The sequence below is a fragment of the Mucilaginibacter aureus genome (genome assembly GCF_053514885.1).
Map to the genome: position 1 here is coordinate 3169941 of NZ_CP170601.1, position 17165 is coordinate 3187105.

17 protein-coding genes and 1 tRNA gene are annotated in these 17165 nt (G+C 42.8%); 10 read left to right on the top strand and 8 right to left on the bottom strand.

The window, feature by feature from the left end; all coding sequences use genetic code 11:
• Positions 1-99: 99 nt before the first annotated feature.
• The 3 genes from ACFGVR_RS13535 (at position 100) to ACFGVR_RS13545 (ending at position 2558) form a co-directional block, all read left to right on the top strand.
• The gene (locus ACFGVR_RS13535; protein WP_448697818.1) at positions 100-1212 is read left to right on the top strand and encodes a deoxyribonuclease II family protein; all 1113 of its coding nucleotides are present in this window, start codon (positions 100-102) and stop codon (positions 1210-1212) included.
• Between the two features lie 229 nt (positions 1213-1441).
• Positions 1442-1876, top strand: a complete 435-nt coding sequence (locus tag ACFGVR_RS13540) for a DUF1801 domain-containing protein (RefSeq protein WP_448697820.1) — start codon at positions 1442-1444, stop codon at positions 1874-1876.
• 175 nt (positions 1877-2051) lie between these two features.
• Entirely contained in the window at positions 2052-2558 is a 507-nt protein-coding gene (locus ACFGVR_RS13545; protein ID WP_448697822.1) for a hypothetical protein, read from the top strand.
• Positions 2559-2560: 2 nt separating this feature from the next.
• Here the strand turns inward: ACFGVR_RS13545 and ACFGVR_RS13550 are convergent, their stop codons facing one another.
• Positions 2561-3154 carry a dihydrofolate reductase family protein gene (locus tag ACFGVR_RS13550; RefSeq protein WP_448697824.1) on the bottom strand — a complete coding sequence of 198 codons (594 nt, stop codon included), beginning with the start codon at positions 3152-3154 and terminating at the stop codon, positions 2561-2563.
• A gap of 250 nt (positions 3155-3404) precedes the next feature.
• Here ACFGVR_RS13550 and ACFGVR_RS13555 point away from each other — a divergent pair, with 250 nt between their 5' ends.
• The 3 genes from ACFGVR_RS13555 to ACFGVR_RS13565 all read left to right on the top strand — a co-directional run bounded on the left by ACFGVR_RS13555 (position 3405) and on the right by ACFGVR_RS13565 (position 5845).
• Positions 3405-4160 carry a DUF6597 domain-containing transcriptional factor gene (locus tag ACFGVR_RS13555; protein ID WP_448697826.1) on the top strand — a complete coding sequence of 252 codons (756 nt, stop codon included), beginning with the start codon at positions 3405-3407 and terminating at the stop codon, positions 4158-4160.
• A 31-nt stretch (positions 4161-4191) separates the two neighbouring features.
• On the top strand, positions 4192-5352 hold the full coding sequence (locus ACFGVR_RS13560) for an FAD-dependent oxidoreductase (protein ID WP_448697827.1): 1161 nt from the start codon (positions 4192-4194) through the stop codon (positions 5350-5352).
• Positions 5353-5494: 142 nt separating this feature from the next.
• The gene (locus ACFGVR_RS13565; protein WP_448697829.1) at positions 5495-5845 is read left to right on the top strand and encodes a hypothetical protein; all 351 of its coding nucleotides are present in this window, start codon (positions 5495-5497) and stop codon (positions 5843-5845) included.
• A gap of 155 nt (positions 5846-6000) precedes the next feature.
• Here the strand turns inward: ACFGVR_RS13565 and ACFGVR_RS13570 are convergent, their stop codons facing one another.
• From ACFGVR_RS13570 to ACFGVR_RS13600, 7 genes are all read right to left on the bottom strand, one after another.
• Positions 6001-6429: a VOC family protein gene (locus ACFGVR_RS13570; RefSeq protein WP_448697831.1), complete on the bottom strand. Its 429-nt coding sequence runs from the start codon at positions 6427-6429 to the stop codon at positions 6001-6003.
• Positions 6430-6455: 26 nt separating this feature from the next.
• Positions 6456-6953 carry an SRPBCC family protein gene (locus ACFGVR_RS13575; protein WP_448697833.1) on the bottom strand — a complete coding sequence of 166 codons (498 nt, stop codon included), beginning with the start codon at positions 6951-6953 and terminating at the stop codon, positions 6456-6458.
• Positions 6950-7270, bottom strand: a complete 321-nt coding sequence (locus ACFGVR_RS13580) for an ArsR/SmtB family transcription factor (protein ID WP_448697834.1) — start codon at positions 7268-7270, stop codon at positions 6950-6952. The genes ACFGVR_RS13575 and ACFGVR_RS13580 overlap by 4 nt, the downstream gene beginning before the upstream one ends.
• A 243-nt stretch (positions 7271-7513) precedes the next feature.
• Positions 7514-8353, bottom strand: a complete 840-nt coding sequence (gene nadC / locus ACFGVR_RS13585) for a carboxylating nicotinate-nucleotide diphosphorylase (RefSeq protein ID WP_448697835.1) — start codon at positions 8351-8353, stop codon at positions 7514-7516.
• A 319-nt stretch (positions 8354-8672) separates the two neighbouring features.
• Positions 8673-10523, bottom strand: a complete 1851-nt coding sequence (locus ACFGVR_RS13590) for a leucine-rich repeat domain-containing protein (protein WP_448697836.1) — start codon at positions 10521-10523, stop codon at positions 8673-8675.
• A gap of 367 nt (positions 10524-10890) precedes the next feature.
• Positions 10891-10975, bottom strand: a tRNA-Ser gene (locus ACFGVR_RS13595).
• Positions 10976-11066: 91 nt separating this feature from the next.
• Positions 11067-11576: a RebB family R body protein gene (locus tag ACFGVR_RS13600; RefSeq protein ID WP_448697837.1), complete on the bottom strand. Its 510-nt coding sequence runs from the start codon at positions 11574-11576 to the stop codon at positions 11067-11069.
• Between the two features lie 168 nt (positions 11577-11744).
• On the opposite strand from ACFGVR_RS13600, the gene ACFGVR_RS13605 reads away from it, so the two are divergent.
• From ACFGVR_RS13605 to ACFGVR_RS13620, 4 genes are all read left to right on the top strand, one after another.
• Positions 11745-12539 carry a sialate O-acetylesterase gene (locus ACFGVR_RS13605; RefSeq protein WP_448697838.1) on the top strand — a complete coding sequence of 265 codons (795 nt, stop codon included), beginning with the start codon at positions 11745-11747 and terminating at the stop codon, positions 12537-12539.
• A 91-nt stretch (positions 12540-12630) separates the two neighbouring features.
• Entirely contained in the window at positions 12631-15321 is a 2691-nt protein-coding gene (locus ACFGVR_RS13610; RefSeq protein ID WP_448697839.1) for a glycoside hydrolase family 2 TIM barrel-domain containing protein, read from the top strand.
• A gap of 88 nt (positions 15322-15409) precedes the next feature.
• The gene (locus ACFGVR_RS13615; protein WP_448697840.1) at positions 15410-16213 is read left to right on the top strand and encodes a rhamnogalacturonan acetylesterase; all 804 of its coding nucleotides are present in this window, start codon (positions 15410-15412) and stop codon (positions 16211-16213) included.
• Positions 16210-17160 (top strand): pectinesterase family protein, encoded by a 951-nt coding sequence (locus ACFGVR_RS13620; protein WP_448697841.1) that lies wholly within the window; start codon positions 16210-16212, stop codon positions 17158-17160. The genes ACFGVR_RS13615 and ACFGVR_RS13620 overlap by 4 nt, the downstream gene beginning before the upstream one ends.
• The last annotated feature ends 5 nt before the right edge of the window (positions 17161-17165 follow it).

The window sequence follows — 17165 nt, forward strand, 5'->3', positions numbered from 1 at the left end:
CTAAAAAACAATAGGATGTGAACAAACTACCGTGAAAACACCTATTGTTTTGGCCCGGATGTTTTTGCATCTTTATCATAAACCTAATCCCTAAAAATTATGAATATTTCTGCACTTGATGAAAATGGCAATCCTGTCGACTGGTGGTTTATGTACAAGGTTCCGCAATTGAATGCCGGAGCAGGCTCAGATAACGCTACTGGTTATGAATATATTTATTACGACTCGGCTATTGATGCAAATACCGATCCGCGCAAGCGCAACCCGGTTAAATCACCAAACCTGATCAGTGGGGGCAAGGGCGCATTAAACCTTACGCTCGACCAGGTGTTTGTCAATTTTAAAGATCCGGCACCATCAACCGGGTGGGTCTTATACAATGATGAGATGCCATCGAGCCTTAACAAAAAAGACGATGCGCATAAAGGGCATACCAAAGGTGTATTAGCTTTTGATACGGCATCGGGTACGGCGTATTGGTTGTTGCACTCGTGGCCTAAATTTGCTGAACCAGGTGCTAAAACTGATCCGACACCCAAATATGGCCAAACATACCTGTGTATTACGCTGGACATTGCTACCGCTAAAAGTATTGCCACACAAATGGTAAGCCACCAGGAGCCACAAATTTACTACGCCAATACTGCAGATCTGCCCAAAACCGATCCGCTATATTTGTTAACCCAGCCTTTGACAAACCCGCCGCAAGCAGACAGCGATGTTATTGATGTAAAATCTAAAGCAGGTATGCCGTTTAAGGTTATAGCTAAAAACCGGGAGTGGAACAAGGATTTTTGGAACGGCCTGGTTGGCCCTGCCTTGAACGACGATATGGACGATGAGACCTGGATCAGGGGCCCTATCCCGCCGATTGCCGATACAGATGGTATCCATAAAACATTCGATATCAAATACATCAATATGGGTGCACTTGGCGCGCACTGGGCCTGGCCCGAAACCCATGATCATGCCAAATGGGGTATTACCCTGCACCAGCCATGGATATGTGTTGGCGATATTAACCGCATGATATCGCAACGCAAAAGGGGCGGAGGCACAATAGCGTTTCAAAATCAAATTTTATGGGGGGCATTGTCAAAAGCGGGTTTACTGTTAGCTCCTCCGGGCCATACCCGCACCCAGGCACATACCTTGATCAAACAAACACATGTGCACGACTCGGAAGCACCGCCAAAAGCACAAGACGAGTAGTTAAAAACGCTGCCTGTCGGCGGCGTTTTTAGTTAAGATACTTTTTTGACCTGTTATTTATCAATATGGCAACAAAAAAACAGAACAGGGGGGTAATTGTCGGTATTTTTTAGATACTTAAAGCCGTACTGTTATGATATTGGCAATAGTAAAAGCCTCGCGCTTTGTTTAAATATACGGATTTTTGACGAGAAAAAATAGAATTAAGAAAGTAAACCCGAAATTTTATATGGACACACAAGAACAGATCAAAGAATATTTGGACAGCCAGCCCGGACCCAAACGCGCTGACATGCAGGTGTTGCACCAGCGGATACTTCAGGTACTGCCAGCTGGCAAATTATGGTTTTTGGATGGTAAAAACAGCGAGGGTAAAATTGTTTCTAATCCTAATATAGGATACGGAGCTTATATGATAAAATATGCTGACGGAACAACCAGGGAGTTTTATCAGACAGGTTTGAGTGCAAACACAACCGGCATATCTGTTTACATTCTTGGTTTGGAAGATAAGACATACTTAGCCAATAATTATGGCAAAAGACTTGGCAAGGCAAGTGTAACAGGGTATTGCATTAAGTTTAAAACGCTGAAAGATATAAACATTGATATACTTGAAGACGCGATACGATATGGGGTTGAGGCTACAAATGAAAAAGGTTAGCCGGGGTACACCCGTACCTGGACGCATATCCTGATCAAACAAACGCATGTGCATGATTTGGCAGCACCATGATAATCCGCTTAATTACAAAAAGAATGTCCTGCAAGGTAAAAAAGATACAAATTAGTTAAGAACGTTCTATTTTGCAATTGATGTACAGGTTAATATTGCCTGTATGAAAATAATACGTTTTTTGATCAGCATAGCTATTTATGCACTGATAACTCCAGCCTTTGCACAAACTACACAAACTTATCCTAAAGTATCCGGTTATGCCGGTGTCCTGCATCCCATCGTCACTTTCAGCAGCGCGGGTACCGAAACCAATTTCGATCATTATTATACGGTAGGTTTCCCGGTAGGCATCAATATTTGGAAAAGTGCGGCGATCGGTTTTTCTGCCGAGTTTGTACCCACCATACGTGCCGAAAGTGGTACCAGTAAAATGAACAATTTTACCTTTCACCCGGGTGTACTGGTTGCGTTAGGTAGTGGCTGGACATTCGCCGGTCGTGCAGCTTTTGAAACATCGGGGCGCTATGGTTTAACGCCGGTGCTTAACAAGATCGTCATTAAGGGTAAAGCCAGCAGCATGTTCGCGGCTGTGCCATTACCGTTGCGCTTTGGCAATGATAAGCCCACTTCTTTCGGCATAGGCTTTCAATTTGGCATTGCTTTTTGATCTCAACCACCCATTCTACCCGTCTTTACTTCGCCGTTGCGCTGGTAATTGGCCATAATAACGCCGGTGTTTGTAATATGGCTCTCTGCTAATTTAAATGCTGCCGGCAGGGAGTTATCGTTAAATATCCTTTTTCCCTTACCTAAAACTACGGGGTGAATATTGAACCAGAACTCATCAACCAAATCGTGCTCCAATAGCAATTGAACAAGCTCACTGCTGCCCCAAACTTTAATGTCGCCGCCCTCAGAGTTTTTGAGCTTTTTAATGTCGTCCACATTGGTAATAAACGTACAGTTACTCCAGTCTGACTGTGTTCGTGTTGCCGACAGGCAGTATTTGGTAACTTCCATAATTCCCGGCCAGATCTCAGTATGTTTGGGCCAATAAGTTTCCCAGATCTCAAATGTGTGCCTGCCCAGTAAAAGATCGGCAGGAGCCAGTATTTTTTGAAATACTTTGCCTGCACTCTCGTCGTCAAAAGGTGCTGTCCAGCCGCCGTATTTAAAGCCGTTTGATGGATCTTCCTCCGGACCGCCCGGTGCCTGCACTATGCCATCTAATGTGATAAATTCTAAAACAATTATTTTTCTCATGATGATTAGCTTTTGCGTTATAACCCGTTGATGATTGGTTTTGTTCTGATACAAATTTCAATAACAATAAACTAATATGAGCGGTGTGGATGCGGCAAATGCAAGGGTTAAATGCGACAGGTTGAGACTACCGTTATAAACGATTAATCAGCTATGAGTGAGTAAACACAGGCAATAAAACAGTAAATTTGCTTTTGTGCCTGGCTTATACAGAGCTATCAAACAAATACTCCGAAATGGGAAAGCAGCGATGAGCAATGACCTGGAATACAAAATTATTAAGCCCGATAAACAACTTTCGGATTTTGTAGATAGCTTTTGGTTTTTGCGTAACCAATCCGATACCGATATGGATACTACAGGGCTGCCCGATGGCCTTATTGACCTGTTGCTTTTCAAGTCGGCCACGGGGCCTTTTCATATCGCACAGCTTGGCGGCCTCACACAACATGAACAGGCCAAAATTTCGGCTAACAGCCTGATATTCTGCATTAGTTTTAAGTTGCTTGCCGTAGAGTATATTTTTGGAGAAACTATTTCTGACATAGTAAACAGCGGCAGGTTGCTGCCCAATGGCTTTTGGGGATTTACGGAAAACGATCTGCTTGATTTTGACTGTTTTGTTGAAAAGGCTACAGAAAAGATCAAATCGCTTTTGCCCAAAGAAATAGATGAACATAAACGAAAGTTATTTGAAATAATTTATGCAACTAACGGGGCAATTACAGTAAAGGAGTTGTCCGAAAAAATATTTTGGAGCAGCAGGCAAATCAATCGCTATTTCAATCAGCAATTCGGTATCTCGCTCAAAGCTTATTGCAATATTCTTCGCTTCCGCGCTTCGCTGGAACATATTGCAAAGGGGCAGCTTTTTCCGGAAGAGAACTTTTTTGACCAAAACCACTTTATCAAACAAGTAAAAAAGTTTTCGGGCGTTGTACCAAAAGAGTTATCAAAAAACAAAAACGACCGATTTATACTATTATCGGCCATTAAACGGAGATAACTTTGCATTGTAATTAAAACAATGCAGAATTATGTTGTTAGGAAATAAACAAATCGCGATTGTAGGCGGTGGCCCGGCGGGATTGGCTTTGGCAAAGCTTTTACAGCTTAAAGGTGCCGATGTGAAAGTATATGAACGGGATGCGGATAGGGATGTGCGCGTGCAGGGTTCAACACTTGATCTGCACGAAGGCACAGGATTGGAAGCGCTGAAACGTGCCGGTTTACTGGAAGAATTTTATAAACACCATCGCCCCGTAGCAAGTAAGATGCGGCTTGTAGATGGAATGCTCAATATTGCATTTGATGACCACGACTTTGCAGTGATCATGGCCGAAGGTCGCCCCGAAATAGACCGTGCCCCTTTGCGGGATATTTTATTGAACTCGTTGAGATCCAATACAGTGATATGGGATAGCCATTTCGTCTCAATGGAAAAAGATAAAAAAGGCTGGCGTTTGCATTTTAAAAATGGGTTGGATGCGTATGCCGACCTGGTAATTGCGGCTGACGGGGCCAATTCAAAAGTGCGGCCTTATTTGAGTGATATTAAACCGGTTTATTCAGGCGTCACGTTGATTGAAGGCAATATTTACGATGCTGAGAAGCACACCCCGAAACTTTTTTCGTTTGCAAAAGGGGGAAAAGTAATGGCGTTTGATAATGAGCAATTTGTTGGTTATGGCACAAAAGGTGATGGTTCAATTATGTTTGTGGTAAATTTTAAAACACCAGAAAACTGGCTGGCACAAAGCGGTATTGATTTTAATAATAAAGAAGAAGTACTTGGATGGTTTAAAAAGGAATTTGCAGGCTGGAGCGATGAATGGTATGAATTTTTTACAAATGATGCCGTTACTTTTATCCCCCGCCCGCAATATTATTATCCATTTGATCAAAGCTGGAAAACGGATGAAACGCTGACCATGATCGGCGATGCCGCTCACCGGATGCCACCCTATGCAGGCGAAGGGGCCAATGTAGCATTACAAGATGCATTTGAATTGGCCGAATGTTTAACAGGCGATCAATTTGCCGATATCAGAACAGCGATCGCTCATTTTGAAAAGGACATGATTGTAAGAGGTGCGGATGCCACAAAAGATACCCTGGAAAATTCTGAAAGGATGTTTTCAAAAACAGGTTTAGCACAAATGACGGCATTTTTCGACCATGTGACGGATAAGCAATAAACGGCGTTAGTTTGATAATGGGTAAAACCGGGTATATTAAACTAAATTAATCAAACAAAAAGGATGATCAGTATAAACCCGGAATAATCAAATGATCATAATGCACGCTAAAATTATTTGTTATTTTTAGTGCAAAAAACTTATGCGAACTATAGACGATGTAAAAAAAATGCTGCAGGGCCAATGGTATTGGGTTGATAATCTGGGGCACTCCAACGCCAGTAAAACATTTTTTGTTAAAGGCGATCAAATAATAAATGTTGTTGGCTTTGGTAATGTAACAAGCGCATCGTTGTCGGTAGGCCCTGCCGGTGATGATGATTTTTATTGGCCAATTCAGGTGCCCGAGTTTGGGTGGCATCAAGTAATGAAAATCGATGATTTTGGAATGACCGTTGTTCTCGCTTTTTTTGATAACAAAGTGATCAATTTTACCCATACCCCTCCGGATAAGCCGGCCAAACCAAAACCTCCGGCCCGTATTTACAAATAATCAATCAAAAAACACCTTTTTGATCATCTTATCAAAAAGAATATAACAACCAAAATGCCCTGGCTATTGCCGGGGCATTTTGGATTATTGACTGAATAGCGGAGAGGGAGAGACTCCAATCGAACACCTACGCTATTTTTGACTTTCCTGAGACTTTATAAATTGGGATCAAATTCTACAATCCACTCAATACCATATTTGTCTCTGAACATTCCGGCGTAGGTACCCCAGGGACTGTCGCCAATAGCTCCTTCAACAGCACCGCCTGCTGATAGTCCGTTAAAAACTTTGTCTGCTTCTTCACGGCTTTCGGTAACAGCGTATATTTTAGACCGGTTCTCGTTTTCATCTACCCGGCCCATAAATCCCGGAACGTCATTAGCTACCAGGATATTGTTTTTGCCAATAGGTAAGCCTATGTACATAATTTTGTTTGCATCATCTTCTGCGATCTGGAATTCATCGCTCGCAAGATCTTTGAAACGGACGATCTTTGTAAACTCGCCGCCAAAAACTGATTTGTAAAAAGTAAATGCTTCTTCGGCATTGCCGTTGAAATTGATCCACGGATTAATTGCTCTCATGATTTTTATTTTTAAGTTTCTTCTTGTTATTGCTGTGATAAAGTGGCTAACAGGTTTTCCAGGTTTGCTAATGTCATGGTAAACCCGATCTTGAAGCCCTCCAATAATTTTTCCATCCGCTCAAACGATTCATTAAAAATGGTGATGCTCACTTTTGTTCTGCCATTTTCTTCGCTGAAAGTGTGATCCCATTCAGAACCCGGCAATTCGCGGTTTTCGTCTTTGTCGGAAAACGCATTGTACATTTTAAAATTGGTTTTCGGGGTAATGGAGGTATATTCCTGAACCGCCCAACCCTCCTGTCCGTCGGGGGTGATCATCGCATAAAATCTTCGCCCTCCAACTCTGAAATCCATATACTTGGTTTTGGCGCGCATAGGTGCAGGTGCGCTCCATTGGTCCAGCAATTCTGCTTTGGTAAAAGCATCCCATACTAAAGATTGCCCAGCATTAAATTCCCTGGTGATGTAAACCGTTTTGGCTGTTTTGTCAACATTAAAATCAAATAGCAAATCGTTGTTCATTTTTCCTGTTCTTTAATTGTTGTTAATAATTGGTCAAGTTGATTAAATTGAGTTTCCCAGCTTTGCCTGAATTGGGCTAACCAATGGTCAAATTCCTGCATTTTTTTTGCGTTAAAGTGATAATAGATCTCCCTGCCGCTATGTTCAGGTTTTATTAATTCGCATTCGTGCAATACTTTAATATGTTTTGATACGGCCTGGCGGGTCATATCAAATTTTTCGGCCATGGCATTTGGTGTTAATGCCTGGATAGCGATCAACGTTAAAATAGCCCTGCGTGTTGGGTCGGATATGGCCTGAAATATATCTTGTTTCATTTTCATCATTTAATTAAGCAACCTTGAGGTTGCAAATATATATGCAACTTTTTAGTTGCGCAAATTTATTTGGGCATTTTTTTATTGAGGATAATGACGGGAAGTTTAGTGGGTTGTGGTATTGGTTACAAAAAGAAATAGCCTGCTAAAAATCAGTGTTTTAGCAGGCTATGGTGCCATGTGGCTGAGGGAAAGGTGTATACGCCCGATTTGGGTTGACGATAAATACGAGGTGCTTCTTCGTTATGCCAGTTGTGCTTTTAAACTCAGGTCCATGCTCACCGCACGATTTGTGATGGCGCCCAACGATACATAATCGACACCCGTACGTGCATAAGATATGATGTTATCGAGATTGATGCCGCCCGATGCTTCGGTCTCGTACCTGCCGCCTATCATTTCAATAGCCTCTTCCAGTAGTTCCGGCGAGTAGTTATCGAGCATGATGCGGTACACGTTGCCTGTTTCCAGCACACGGCGAACATCATCCAGGTTGCGGGTTTCCACTTCTATTTTCAGGTCGAGATTGTTGGCCACCAGGTACTCGTTGGTTTTCTGTATGGCCAGCTCAATACCGCCGCAAAAATCAATATGATTGTCCTTCAGCATGATCATATCGTACAGTCCCATACGGAGGTTGTAACCGCCGCCTATGCGCACCGCCTCCTTCTCGTATTCGCGGAATAGTGGGGTTGTTTTGCGGGTATCGAGTATTTTGGTTTTGTAGCCTTTTATTTTATCAGCGTACCTGTTGGTAAGGGTGGCAATGCCGCTCATGCGCTGCATGCAATTCAGCACCAGGCGTTCAACCTTGAGTATGGTGTGCACACTGGCTTCAACGGTAAATGCGGTTTCGCCGTTTTTCACCGCGTCGCCATCCTTTTTATAGAGGGTAAATTTTGCGCCTTCTTCCAGGTAATGGAAAATTTCCTGTGCCACCTGCATACCGGCCAGTATGCCGTCTTCCTTTATTTTGAGTACTGCTTTGCCTTTTGTACCGGCCGGGATGGAAGCCAGCGTAGAGTAATCGCCGCTGCCTACATCTTCCAGCAATGCTGCGGCAATAAATTCCTGTGTTGTCATGCGCTTTATTTTTTTGGAGGCAAAAGTAGGTAAATACTGACTTAATGAAAATAATTATCTAATTGCAAAGACTTAAATAAATCAGAGATCAAGCCAATAAATTATGTCAAGATCATGAGATTTTTCGAACCGTTTTTTATCTAAGAAATACAGCACTAAAGCACATATAAACAGGCGTTTACCTAAAACAAAAAAGGAGATGTTCAAAACTGAACATCTCCTTAAGTGGTGAACGGGTTCTATTAGAACATCTTGAAGGTATTTTAGCCACTATTAAAGATATTATTGGGAATTGATGGGTGTTAAAAAACTATCGCCCTCATCTTTTTCTTCCATATTTCAAATATTCAAAGGAACTCTCTACAAGCCAATCATAAGTTCTAATCTCAAATCCTTGATTTCGCAAATCCTCATTAAGAATTCTTAAACTGTCAACATCCTCCGGTGTTAAGCTGCTCCTTCTCCCTACAATAATAAAATTTGTACCTCTATGGCCTTTTTGAGCCCACTCGTACAGGTGGTTATATCGCCCCTCTGTCCCTTGTTTTTCCTCGACTGGTACCTTGCCTTTTGTGATTTTTTTTACTCTTGAAATTTGCGCCTTGATTTCTGGCTGAAGACCTCCATCAGGATTGAAAATTTTGGCTGAGGGTTGAAAAAAACAAACGAAACAAAAAATATGCAAAGTCCAACTATTGTGATCTTCTCTTGCAATAATTTCGTTGTCATTTAGCTGAAAATCGCCCCTAAGATCTCTAACGACCTCACCCAATATTCTTCGTTCGACAATCTCTCGATTTGAAATAAGAAAATCTCGGATTTTACTCAACGCCGGTTTTCTCAAGAGTAATCTCAAAAAAAGCTGAGGCGCATCTATAAATTTTTCATTTAATAACCAATGTGCACGGTATAAAATAGTGTCAATCAACATTGCTGACAATTGCTCCAACCCATCTGAAGTATTTGCAGCAAGTCTACCCGCCAAAATGGGTGAAAATCTAAAAACTTCTTCTTTCGTCACCCCATGCCAGACAGGGAGAATTTTATGCTGTCCATTGACCTCTAATGCTAAGAGCGCATCGAATTCATTTTTTGTCCACTCTTTTTGAAAAAAATTCTGACTTAAAATTATTATACCGAAAACCGAATTAAATAATCCTTCATCTATTTTTGATCGAATACTGTCACCTATTGCAATTTCACTTTTGTCAATCCATACACGTAGACCTGCATTCTCAAGCATTTTAGCCAATGGTTTTGCGATATCATCTTTTTCTTCGCTTGCATGACTGATAAAAACATCCCAGGTTTTCAATAGGTTAGTGAAAGGCAATGACTCAGGCTGACTTTTTGATAATTTAATCACTGGTTTAATGAGATGAGATATTTGCGTAATTTCAATAGGAAGACGTTGAATGTTGTTGCCCTCGATATATAGGAATTTCAAACTTTGGAGCAATGCTATGCTACTTGGAATCTCTTGCAAACGATTGTTTTTTAACTCCAGATGTTCTAAAGCTGTCAACTGAAACACGCTATCAGGTAATTTAGTTAATTGATTGTCGTCTAATTTAAGTTCTTTCAACAACGGCAAATCGAAAAAACAATTTGGAAGAGAGTCCAATTGGTTACCTTCAAAATTAAAAGACCAAACATTTTTTAATCCTCCAATCTCATAAGGGACAGTGCTTAATACATTATTATCGATTCGAAGTGTTTTTAAACACGTTAAGTTATTGATTCGGGGCGATATACTAGGTATTTTATTGCTTCCCAACTCAAGATGTTGCAGATTTAGCAACTGACAAATGCCAATAGGAAATTGACTTAAGTTATTATGTTCTAAATCGAGTATTTCAAGATGTTTTAATTCCTCAATTCCAGGTGGTAATTTGGAAATTTCGTTCCAGCCAAGATCTAAGCATCGCAATTCTTTTAGTAAAAACAATTCCTTAGGTATGCTTTTCAAATGGCATGAATGGAGCTTAAGGATTTTTAGTTTTGTAAGTTTGCTTATTTCAGGAATTATTTCAGAAATATTATTGTAGGAAAGATCAAGCTCCTCTATATCTTTTATTTTATCAAAGTCAATGTTATTTACCTGTTTTCCTGATGTCCGAAAATATTTTTCCTCAGTAATTCCGTATTGATATGACCAAACTCCCAACATCTGTAGTTATTAATTGTGATAAATGATTTAATAGGCAAATAAAATTAGTTAAAGTATTTGGGTATTTGCGATAATTCGATTGGAGTAACTTTTTAAAAAGTAAACTTTTAAAGTGGTTCGACTTAAAAAAAAATCTTTACATTGTTTGATACTTTAATTCCTGCATTTGGCTTACTTGCCCGCGCTACGATCAATCAGCAACACTCTATTTTAAATAGGGTGTTCAAACAGGGTCTTACATTTAAAATGACATATTTAGAACACCTGGCTGAATCCATACTTCGGTCATAACTACCAGATTATCAAACAAAAAAAGGTTGCTCGAAACCGAGCAACCTTTGACTGATTTTTTATCAATCTCATTTAGCGGAGAGAGAGGGATTCAAACCCCCGGTACCTTGCGGTACACCTGATTTCGAATCAGGCACATTCGATCACTCTGACATCTCTCCGTTTTTCGGCCCTTGAGCCGAAAGCGGGTGCAAATATATAATTTTCGAACACATCTGTAAAACAAAGTTTGCATTTACCCTGATTGATTATTCAGACGCTTTCGGCTTCTTTAACCGCTACACCCAGCGTTGCTGTAGCTACGCTTAAAATTGTAGTGATGATCTGAGTGGCGGCAGCCTGTTGGGTAATATAAGTTTGCTGCTGCGCGGTTACTGCATTTTCATACGATCGCCCCAAAGCACTTAAAACTGCCGCTTCCAGTGCCACTTCAGCCGGATCGGGAGAATTTTTACCTGGGTCTGTAGCGTCAGGAGATGCCGGCGTGGGCGAATTAGCGGCTTTGCTTGTCGCATTTTGAACAGCGGCAACAGCCTTCTGGGCAGTGTCTTCAAGTTTCTGCTGGCCCTTGTCTGTATCAGGGTTGCCAACAGCTATTGCTTCTTTACAAAGTAAAATAAGTTCGCGAAACGCAGTAACGGTCATTTCAATAGCGCCATCAAGCTGGCCCTGGAAAACTGCATTTTCCATCGCGAGTGTTTGCGTAAATGCCTCGCCTGTTGCTGAAATTTCTTCCGGAAAAAGATTTGCTGAATCTGCCATGGTGATAATAATTAAGTTTTTTAATAGGATTGGATTATAGGCGTAATTATCAACTAATATAATCCTTTATTATCATAAGCAAGATGCAAAGCGGCATAATAAAAAACATTAATAATTACATCGTATTTAGTTAACACTATCTGTTATATTTGAAAACCGATTAAAAACATGTTCAATAAATTTTTTACCCTCGCCGTTTTGTTTTCTGCCCTGGTTATCACCGGTTTCGCGCAAACTCCCGACCCGAATTTTCAGCTGTATATCCTCATCGGCCAGTCGAATATGGCGGGCCGCGGCCCCATTACTGATGAGTTAAAAAACGAAAGTAACGACCGGGTTTTGATGCTCACCAAAGACCTGAAATGGGTAGTTGCAAAGCACCCGCTTCATTTTGATAAGCCTAAGGTTGCAGGCGTTGGTCCGGGTTTGGCATTTGGTATCCAAATAGCCGAAGCTTACCCGGGTGCTAAAATAGGTTTGATCCCCTGCGCCGTTGGCGGTACACCGATCGAGCATTGGCTGCCGGGCGCTTATGATCAATCGACAGATACCCATCCCTGGAATGATGCCGTTATCCGGATAACCGAAGCCATGAAATATGGTGTTATTAAAGGCGTGGTTTGGCACCAGGGCGAGTCGAACAGTAGTCCCGAAAGGGCGAAGCTGTATTTAGACCAGCTTACCGAACTGATCAACCGGGTGCGGACTTTAACAGGCAACGCAAACCTGCCGTTTGTGGTGGGCGAACTTGGCCGGTACAGGGCGGTTTACGCCAATATCAATACCGAACTGGCTAAGCTGCCGGTAAAAGTTCCGTTCACGGCAGTGGCAACTTCGGAAGGGCTGGTACACAAAGGCGATACCACACATTTTGTTGGCTCCTCGGCCGAAGAGCTGGGTAAAAGGTTTGCCGTGCAAATGCTTAAGATACAAAAGCTGCAACAAGGGCTTAGCAAACATTAAGCTTTTAGCAAACATTAAGCTTGTTGCTAAAAGTATAGTGTTTATTTAACACTATCTACTATATTTGGGAGCCAATTATAAATCAATATCTATGATGCGCCTCTCCAAATTTACCGTTTTCGGTTTTCTTTTATTGCTGATATTTGCCAACTCATTATCAGCGCAAAACAGGATCAAACAGTCTGTTAACACCAACTGGCAGTTTTACAAAGGCGATATTGCAGGTTATCCCGAAAAGGAAAGCAATGTAAACTGGGAGGGTATCTCCATTCCGCATACCTGGAACAGCAAAGATGTAAACGACGACGAAAAAGGTTATTACCAGGGCATTGGCTGGTATAAAAAAACGCTATACATTCCATCTGCATGGAAAGGCAGACCGGTATCATTATACTTCGAGGGTGCCGATCAGCAGGTTTGGGTATATGTGAACGGTAAGCTTGCAGGCACGCATACCGGTGGTTATACCGCTTTTAATATCCCGGTAAGTAACCTGCTTAAATTTGGTACCAGTGATAATACGGCGAATGAGCTGACGGTTAAGGTAACCAATGCCCATGATGAGAACGTCCCGCCACTGAGCGCCGACTTTACATTTTACGGCGGTATTTACCGCGATGTTTATTTGGTAGCTACCAACCCCTTGCATTTTGATACCGGTAACAATGCGTCGAACGGTGTGTTTATCAGCACTCCGGCAGTTTCAGAAACATCGGCATTAGTAAATGTAAAAGGAAGTATTGATAATCAATCAGCTGCAAAGCGGGATATTAAAGTGCTTACGCAGATATTTGATCGTGATGGCAAGCTTGTTGCATCCGGCGAAAGCCGTGTTAATGCGATCCCCGGGCAGAAAGTAGCTTTCAATCAGCAGATCAAAAATATAACAAAGCCTAATTTATGGTCGCCGGATGAGCCTTATTTGTATCGGGTGGTTTCCACTTTAACGGATGCAAAAACCAAAGAAGTTTTAGACGAAGTAAGCAATCCGCTGGGTTTCCGCTGGTACCGGTTTGATGCCAATAATGGATTTTACCTTAACGGGAAGCCGCTTAAACTGATAGGCGCAAGTCGCCACCAGGATTTTAAAGACCTGGGTAACGCCCTGCCCGATGCTATACACGTGCGCGATATGGAGCTGCTAAAAGCGATGGGCGCTAATTTTGTACGCATAGCGCACTACCCACAGGATCCTGCCATTATAGAAGCCTGCGACCGTATGGGCCTGCTGGCGTCGGAAGAGATCCCCATCGTGAACCAGATAACTGATAACGAAACTTTTGGCACAAACTGCAAAATCATGATGACGGAGATGATCCGCCAGAATTATAACCACCCCAGCATTATTGTATGGGCATATATGAACGAAATTTTGCTGCGCACGCCGTTTAAAGATCCCGAAAGGCAGGGCACTTATCTTAAAAACCTGGCCGCATTGGCGCAGCAAATTGAAAACCTGGCCCGGGCCGAAGATTCGAGCCGGTATACCATGCTACCCTGCCACGGTAACTACAACGCTTATGCTAAGGCAGGTTTACTGTCGATACCCAAAATTGTGGGCTGGAATTTGTACAACGGCTGGTACTCACCTAACCTGAACGGTTTTGCCGACTTTTTAGATAAGTTCCACAAAGACATGCCGGATAAACCTTTTATCATATCTGAGTATGGGGCCGATGCCGATCCGCGTATCCACAGCAACAACCCCGAAAGGTTTGATAAATCGATGGAGTACGTTAACCTGTATCACCAGGTGTATTTAAAAGCAATTACGGCAAGGCCGTTTGTTGCCGGTGCCGCAATATGGAACCTGGCCGATTTTAATTCGGAACAGCGCGAAGAGTCAATGCCACATATCAACAATAAAGGTATTTTAACTGTCGACAGGCAGGTAAAGGATAGCTACCTGTTTTACCAGGCCAATTTATTGAAAGCTCCTTTTGTTAGGATAGGGTCGCGCGGGTGGACATTACGCAGCGGTATTGCTAACGATAAGCAACATTGCATTGAGGCAGTGGAAGTGTACACCAATCAGCCTGAAATTAAGCTGGTGCTGAACGGTGAGAACATTGCCACACAAAAGGCGGTTGACCGGGTATGCAAATTTAATGTACCCTTTGTAAATGGCGTTAATAAGCTGGAAGCTATCGCCACAAGCAACGGCCAGAGCGATGAAGCGGAAATAACTTTTGTGATGGTTGATAACAATTTAAAAAGTACTTCGCTGCCTTTTAATGAACTGAACATCAGCGTAGGCGACAGGCGGATCTATGTGAATGAAGAGGATCACCAGGTTTGGCTGCCTGAGCAGGAGTATAAACCCGGCAGCTGGGGTTATGTGGGCGGGCATGTATACGCACTAAAAGGGGGCGGCAGGCAGTCATTTGGTACGGATAAAAATATTACCGGCACCGGCGACGACCCGGTTTATCAAACCCAGCGTGTAGGTTTGGAAGGTTTTAATTTTGATGTGGCCGATGGCGAGTACGAAGTTACCCTGCATTTTGCCGAACTGGAAACGCCGGTTAAGCAGGCAGGGCTGGCCTATAACCTTGGCGCCAGTGCCGAAGGGACAACATTTACCAGCAGGAGCTTTGATGTGCTGATCAATGATAAAGAGGTGCTGCACGATGTGAATAATGCTGCCGACCTGAAGCCTTTGGCGGCTTATGCTACTAAACTTAGGGTTTCGGTAAAAAACGGGCAGGGTATACATGTTGGCTTTAAAAGCAATAAAGGCGAAACCATTTTAAACGGCATCCAGGTAAAGCGCGTTTTTTAACGGGCCAAAGTATATTGTATTGTTACCAAAATAGTTTGGATAAATGTGCCCGATAAATTTAATTTTACCATCGGTTTAACACATTTGTATGAACAAACGCCATTCACGTAAATACCTGTATGCCATTGCGCTTGTGGCTATGCTGCCTTTAATGGCCTTTATGTTTCAGCAGCGCCCCATTAAAGTTTACCTGATCGGTGATTCGACCATGTGTAATTACCCCACCAAGCAGTTGCCCTTAACGGGATGGGGAATGCCTTTTGCCAATTATTTAGACTCGGGTGTAGTGGTGGATAACCGCGCCAAAGGCGGCCGGAGCACACGGACCTTTATATCGGAAAACAGGTGGCAGCCTATTGCTGATAGTTTAAAGGCAGGCGATTATGTACTGATGCAGTTTGGCCACAACGATGAGGGCCCCGCAGATAAATATCCCGACAGGTATACTTCGGTACCTGATTATAAGATTAACCTTGCGAGGTTTATTACCGAAACCCGCGCCAAAAACGCCATCCCGATATTGATCACACCGGTAAGCCGGTTGAGTTTTGATGACCTGGGGAATGCTAAAGAAACCCATGCTACCTATAGCAAAGCGGTGTTTGAAGTTGGCGACCAATACCATGTACCCGTGATCGATCTGGATACCCGCAGCCGGATGATGTACCAACAATTAGGGTTGGAGCGCTCGAAGCTGATATTTATGAAGGTGGATACCGGCGAAAACCCGAACTACCCGTTCGGGCATAATGATAATACGCATTTTAACGAGCTGGGCGCACGTAAAATAGCACAACTGGTGCTCAGCGAGTTGCAAAAACAGCACATCGCCCTTGCCGATCATATTGTAAAGGGTACTAATAATGCCAATGTTAATCCACAGGTAAAATGAAAAAACTCATAGTGATCACTCTTTTATTGATCGGCTTTAGCCAGGCATTTGCGGCCAAACGCATTACCGTAGCACAGGATGGCAGCGGTGATTTTAAAACCGTGCAGGAAGCGGTTAATGCCGTGCCCGATCTGAATAAAAATATCACCGAGATATTTGTAAAAAAAGGCATCTATAAAGAACGCATTGTAGTGCCGATAGCCAAGATAAACATTACCCTTACCGGCGAAGATGCCAAAGGCACGGTGTTGACTTACGATAATTATGCAGGCAGGCTGGATACCGCGGGTAAACCTTTAGGCACCTCGCGCTCGGCAAGCTTTTATGTGTATGCCAATGGGTTTACGGCCAAAAATATCACTTTCGAAAATTCGGCTGGCCCGGTAGGGCAGGCGCTGGCCATTTATGTGGCGGGGGATAAGGCTGCGTTTTTTGGATGCCGTTTCTTAGGTTTTCAGGATACCATTTATACCAATGGCCGCGGTACACGGGAGTATTATCAAGACTGCTATATTGAAGGCACTACCGATTTTATATTCGGCGCGGCTACGGCCTTATTTGCCAATTGCGAGATCTTTTGCAAAAAGGGCGGGATGTATTTATCTGCCGCCTCAACTTTAGATACCACTAAATACGGCTATGTGTTTCTGCACTGCCATATCAACGGTAATGCACCCGATCACAGCTTTTCGTTAGGCAGGCCATGGCGTCCGTATGCCAAAGTGGTTTACCTGTACTGCGACTTAGGTAAAGTAGTAAGCGACGAGGGCTGGAGCAACTGGCACGGAACCGAGAGCGATAAAACCGCTTACTATGCCGAGTACAAAAATACCGGGCCGGGATATCAGCCCGAAAAACGTATTGCATGGTCGCACCAGTTAACTGCCGACGAAGCTAAGCTATATACCCCCGGCCAGATACTGAACGGCTGGGAACCTAAACCATAAAAACG

Bases quoted from the DNA above. Each gene is read 5' to 3' on its own strand.
- ACFGVR_RS13610 (WP_448697839.1), top strand. From the start codon at position 12,631: ATGATGCGCCTCTCCAAATTTACCGTTTTCGGTTTTCTTTTATTGCTG.
- ACFGVR_RS13620 (WP_448697841.1), top strand. From the start codon at position 16,210: ATGAAAAAACTCATAGTGATCACTCTTTTATTGATCGGCTTTAGCCAG.
- ACFGVR_RS13565 (WP_448697829.1), top strand. From the start codon at position 5,495: ATGCGAACTATAGACGATGTAAAAAAAATGCTGCAGGGCCAATGGTAT.
- ACFGVR_RS13560 (WP_448697827.1), top strand. From the start codon at position 4,192: ATGTTGTTAGGAAATAAACAAATCGCGATTGTAGGCGGTGGCCCGGCG.
- nadC (WP_448697835.1), bottom strand. From the start codon at position 8,353: ATGACAACACAGGAATTTATTGCCGCAGCATTGCTGGAAGATGTAGGC.
- ACFGVR_RS13615 (WP_448697840.1), top strand. From the start codon at position 15,410: ATGAACAAACGCCATTCACGTAAATACCTGTATGCCATTGCGCTTGTG.
- ACFGVR_RS13540 (WP_448697820.1), top strand. From the start codon at position 1,442: ATGGACACACAAGAACAGATCAAAGAATATTTGGACAGCCAGCCCGGA.
- ACFGVR_RS13570 (WP_448697831.1), bottom strand. From the start codon at position 6,429: ATGAGAGCAATTAATCCGTGGATCAATTTCAACGGCAATGCCGAAGAA.
- ACFGVR_RS13605 (WP_448697838.1), top strand. From the start codon at position 11,745: ATGTTCAATAAATTTTTTACCCTCGCCGTTTTGTTTTCTGCCCTGGTT.
- ACFGVR_RS13600 (WP_448697837.1), bottom strand. From the start codon at position 11,576: ATGGCAGATTCAGCAAATCTTTTTCCGGAAGAAATTTCAGCAACAGGC.
- ACFGVR_RS13550 (WP_448697824.1), bottom strand. From the start codon at position 3,154: ATGAGAAAAATAATTGTTTTAGAATTTATCACATTAGATGGCATAGTG.
- ACFGVR_RS13535 (WP_448697818.1), top strand. From the start codon at position 100: ATGAATATTTCTGCACTTGATGAAAATGGCAATCCTGTCGACTGGTGG.
- ACFGVR_RS13590 (WP_448697836.1), bottom strand. From the start codon at position 10,523: ATGTTGGGAGTTTGGTCATATCAATACGGAATTACTGAGGAAAAATAT.
- ACFGVR_RS13545 (WP_448697822.1), top strand. From the start codon at position 2,052: ATGAAAATAATACGTTTTTTGATCAGCATAGCTATTTATGCACTGATA.
- ACFGVR_RS13580 (WP_448697834.1), bottom strand. From the start codon at position 7,270: ATGAAACAAGATATATTTCAGGCCATATCCGACCCAACACGCAGGGCT.
- ACFGVR_RS13575 (WP_448697833.1), bottom strand. From the start codon at position 6,953: ATGAACAACGATTTGCTATTTGATTTTAATGTTGACAAAACAGCCAAA.
- ACFGVR_RS13555 (WP_448697826.1), top strand. From the start codon at position 3,405: ATGAGCAATGACCTGGAATACAAAATTATTAAGCCCGATAAACAACTT.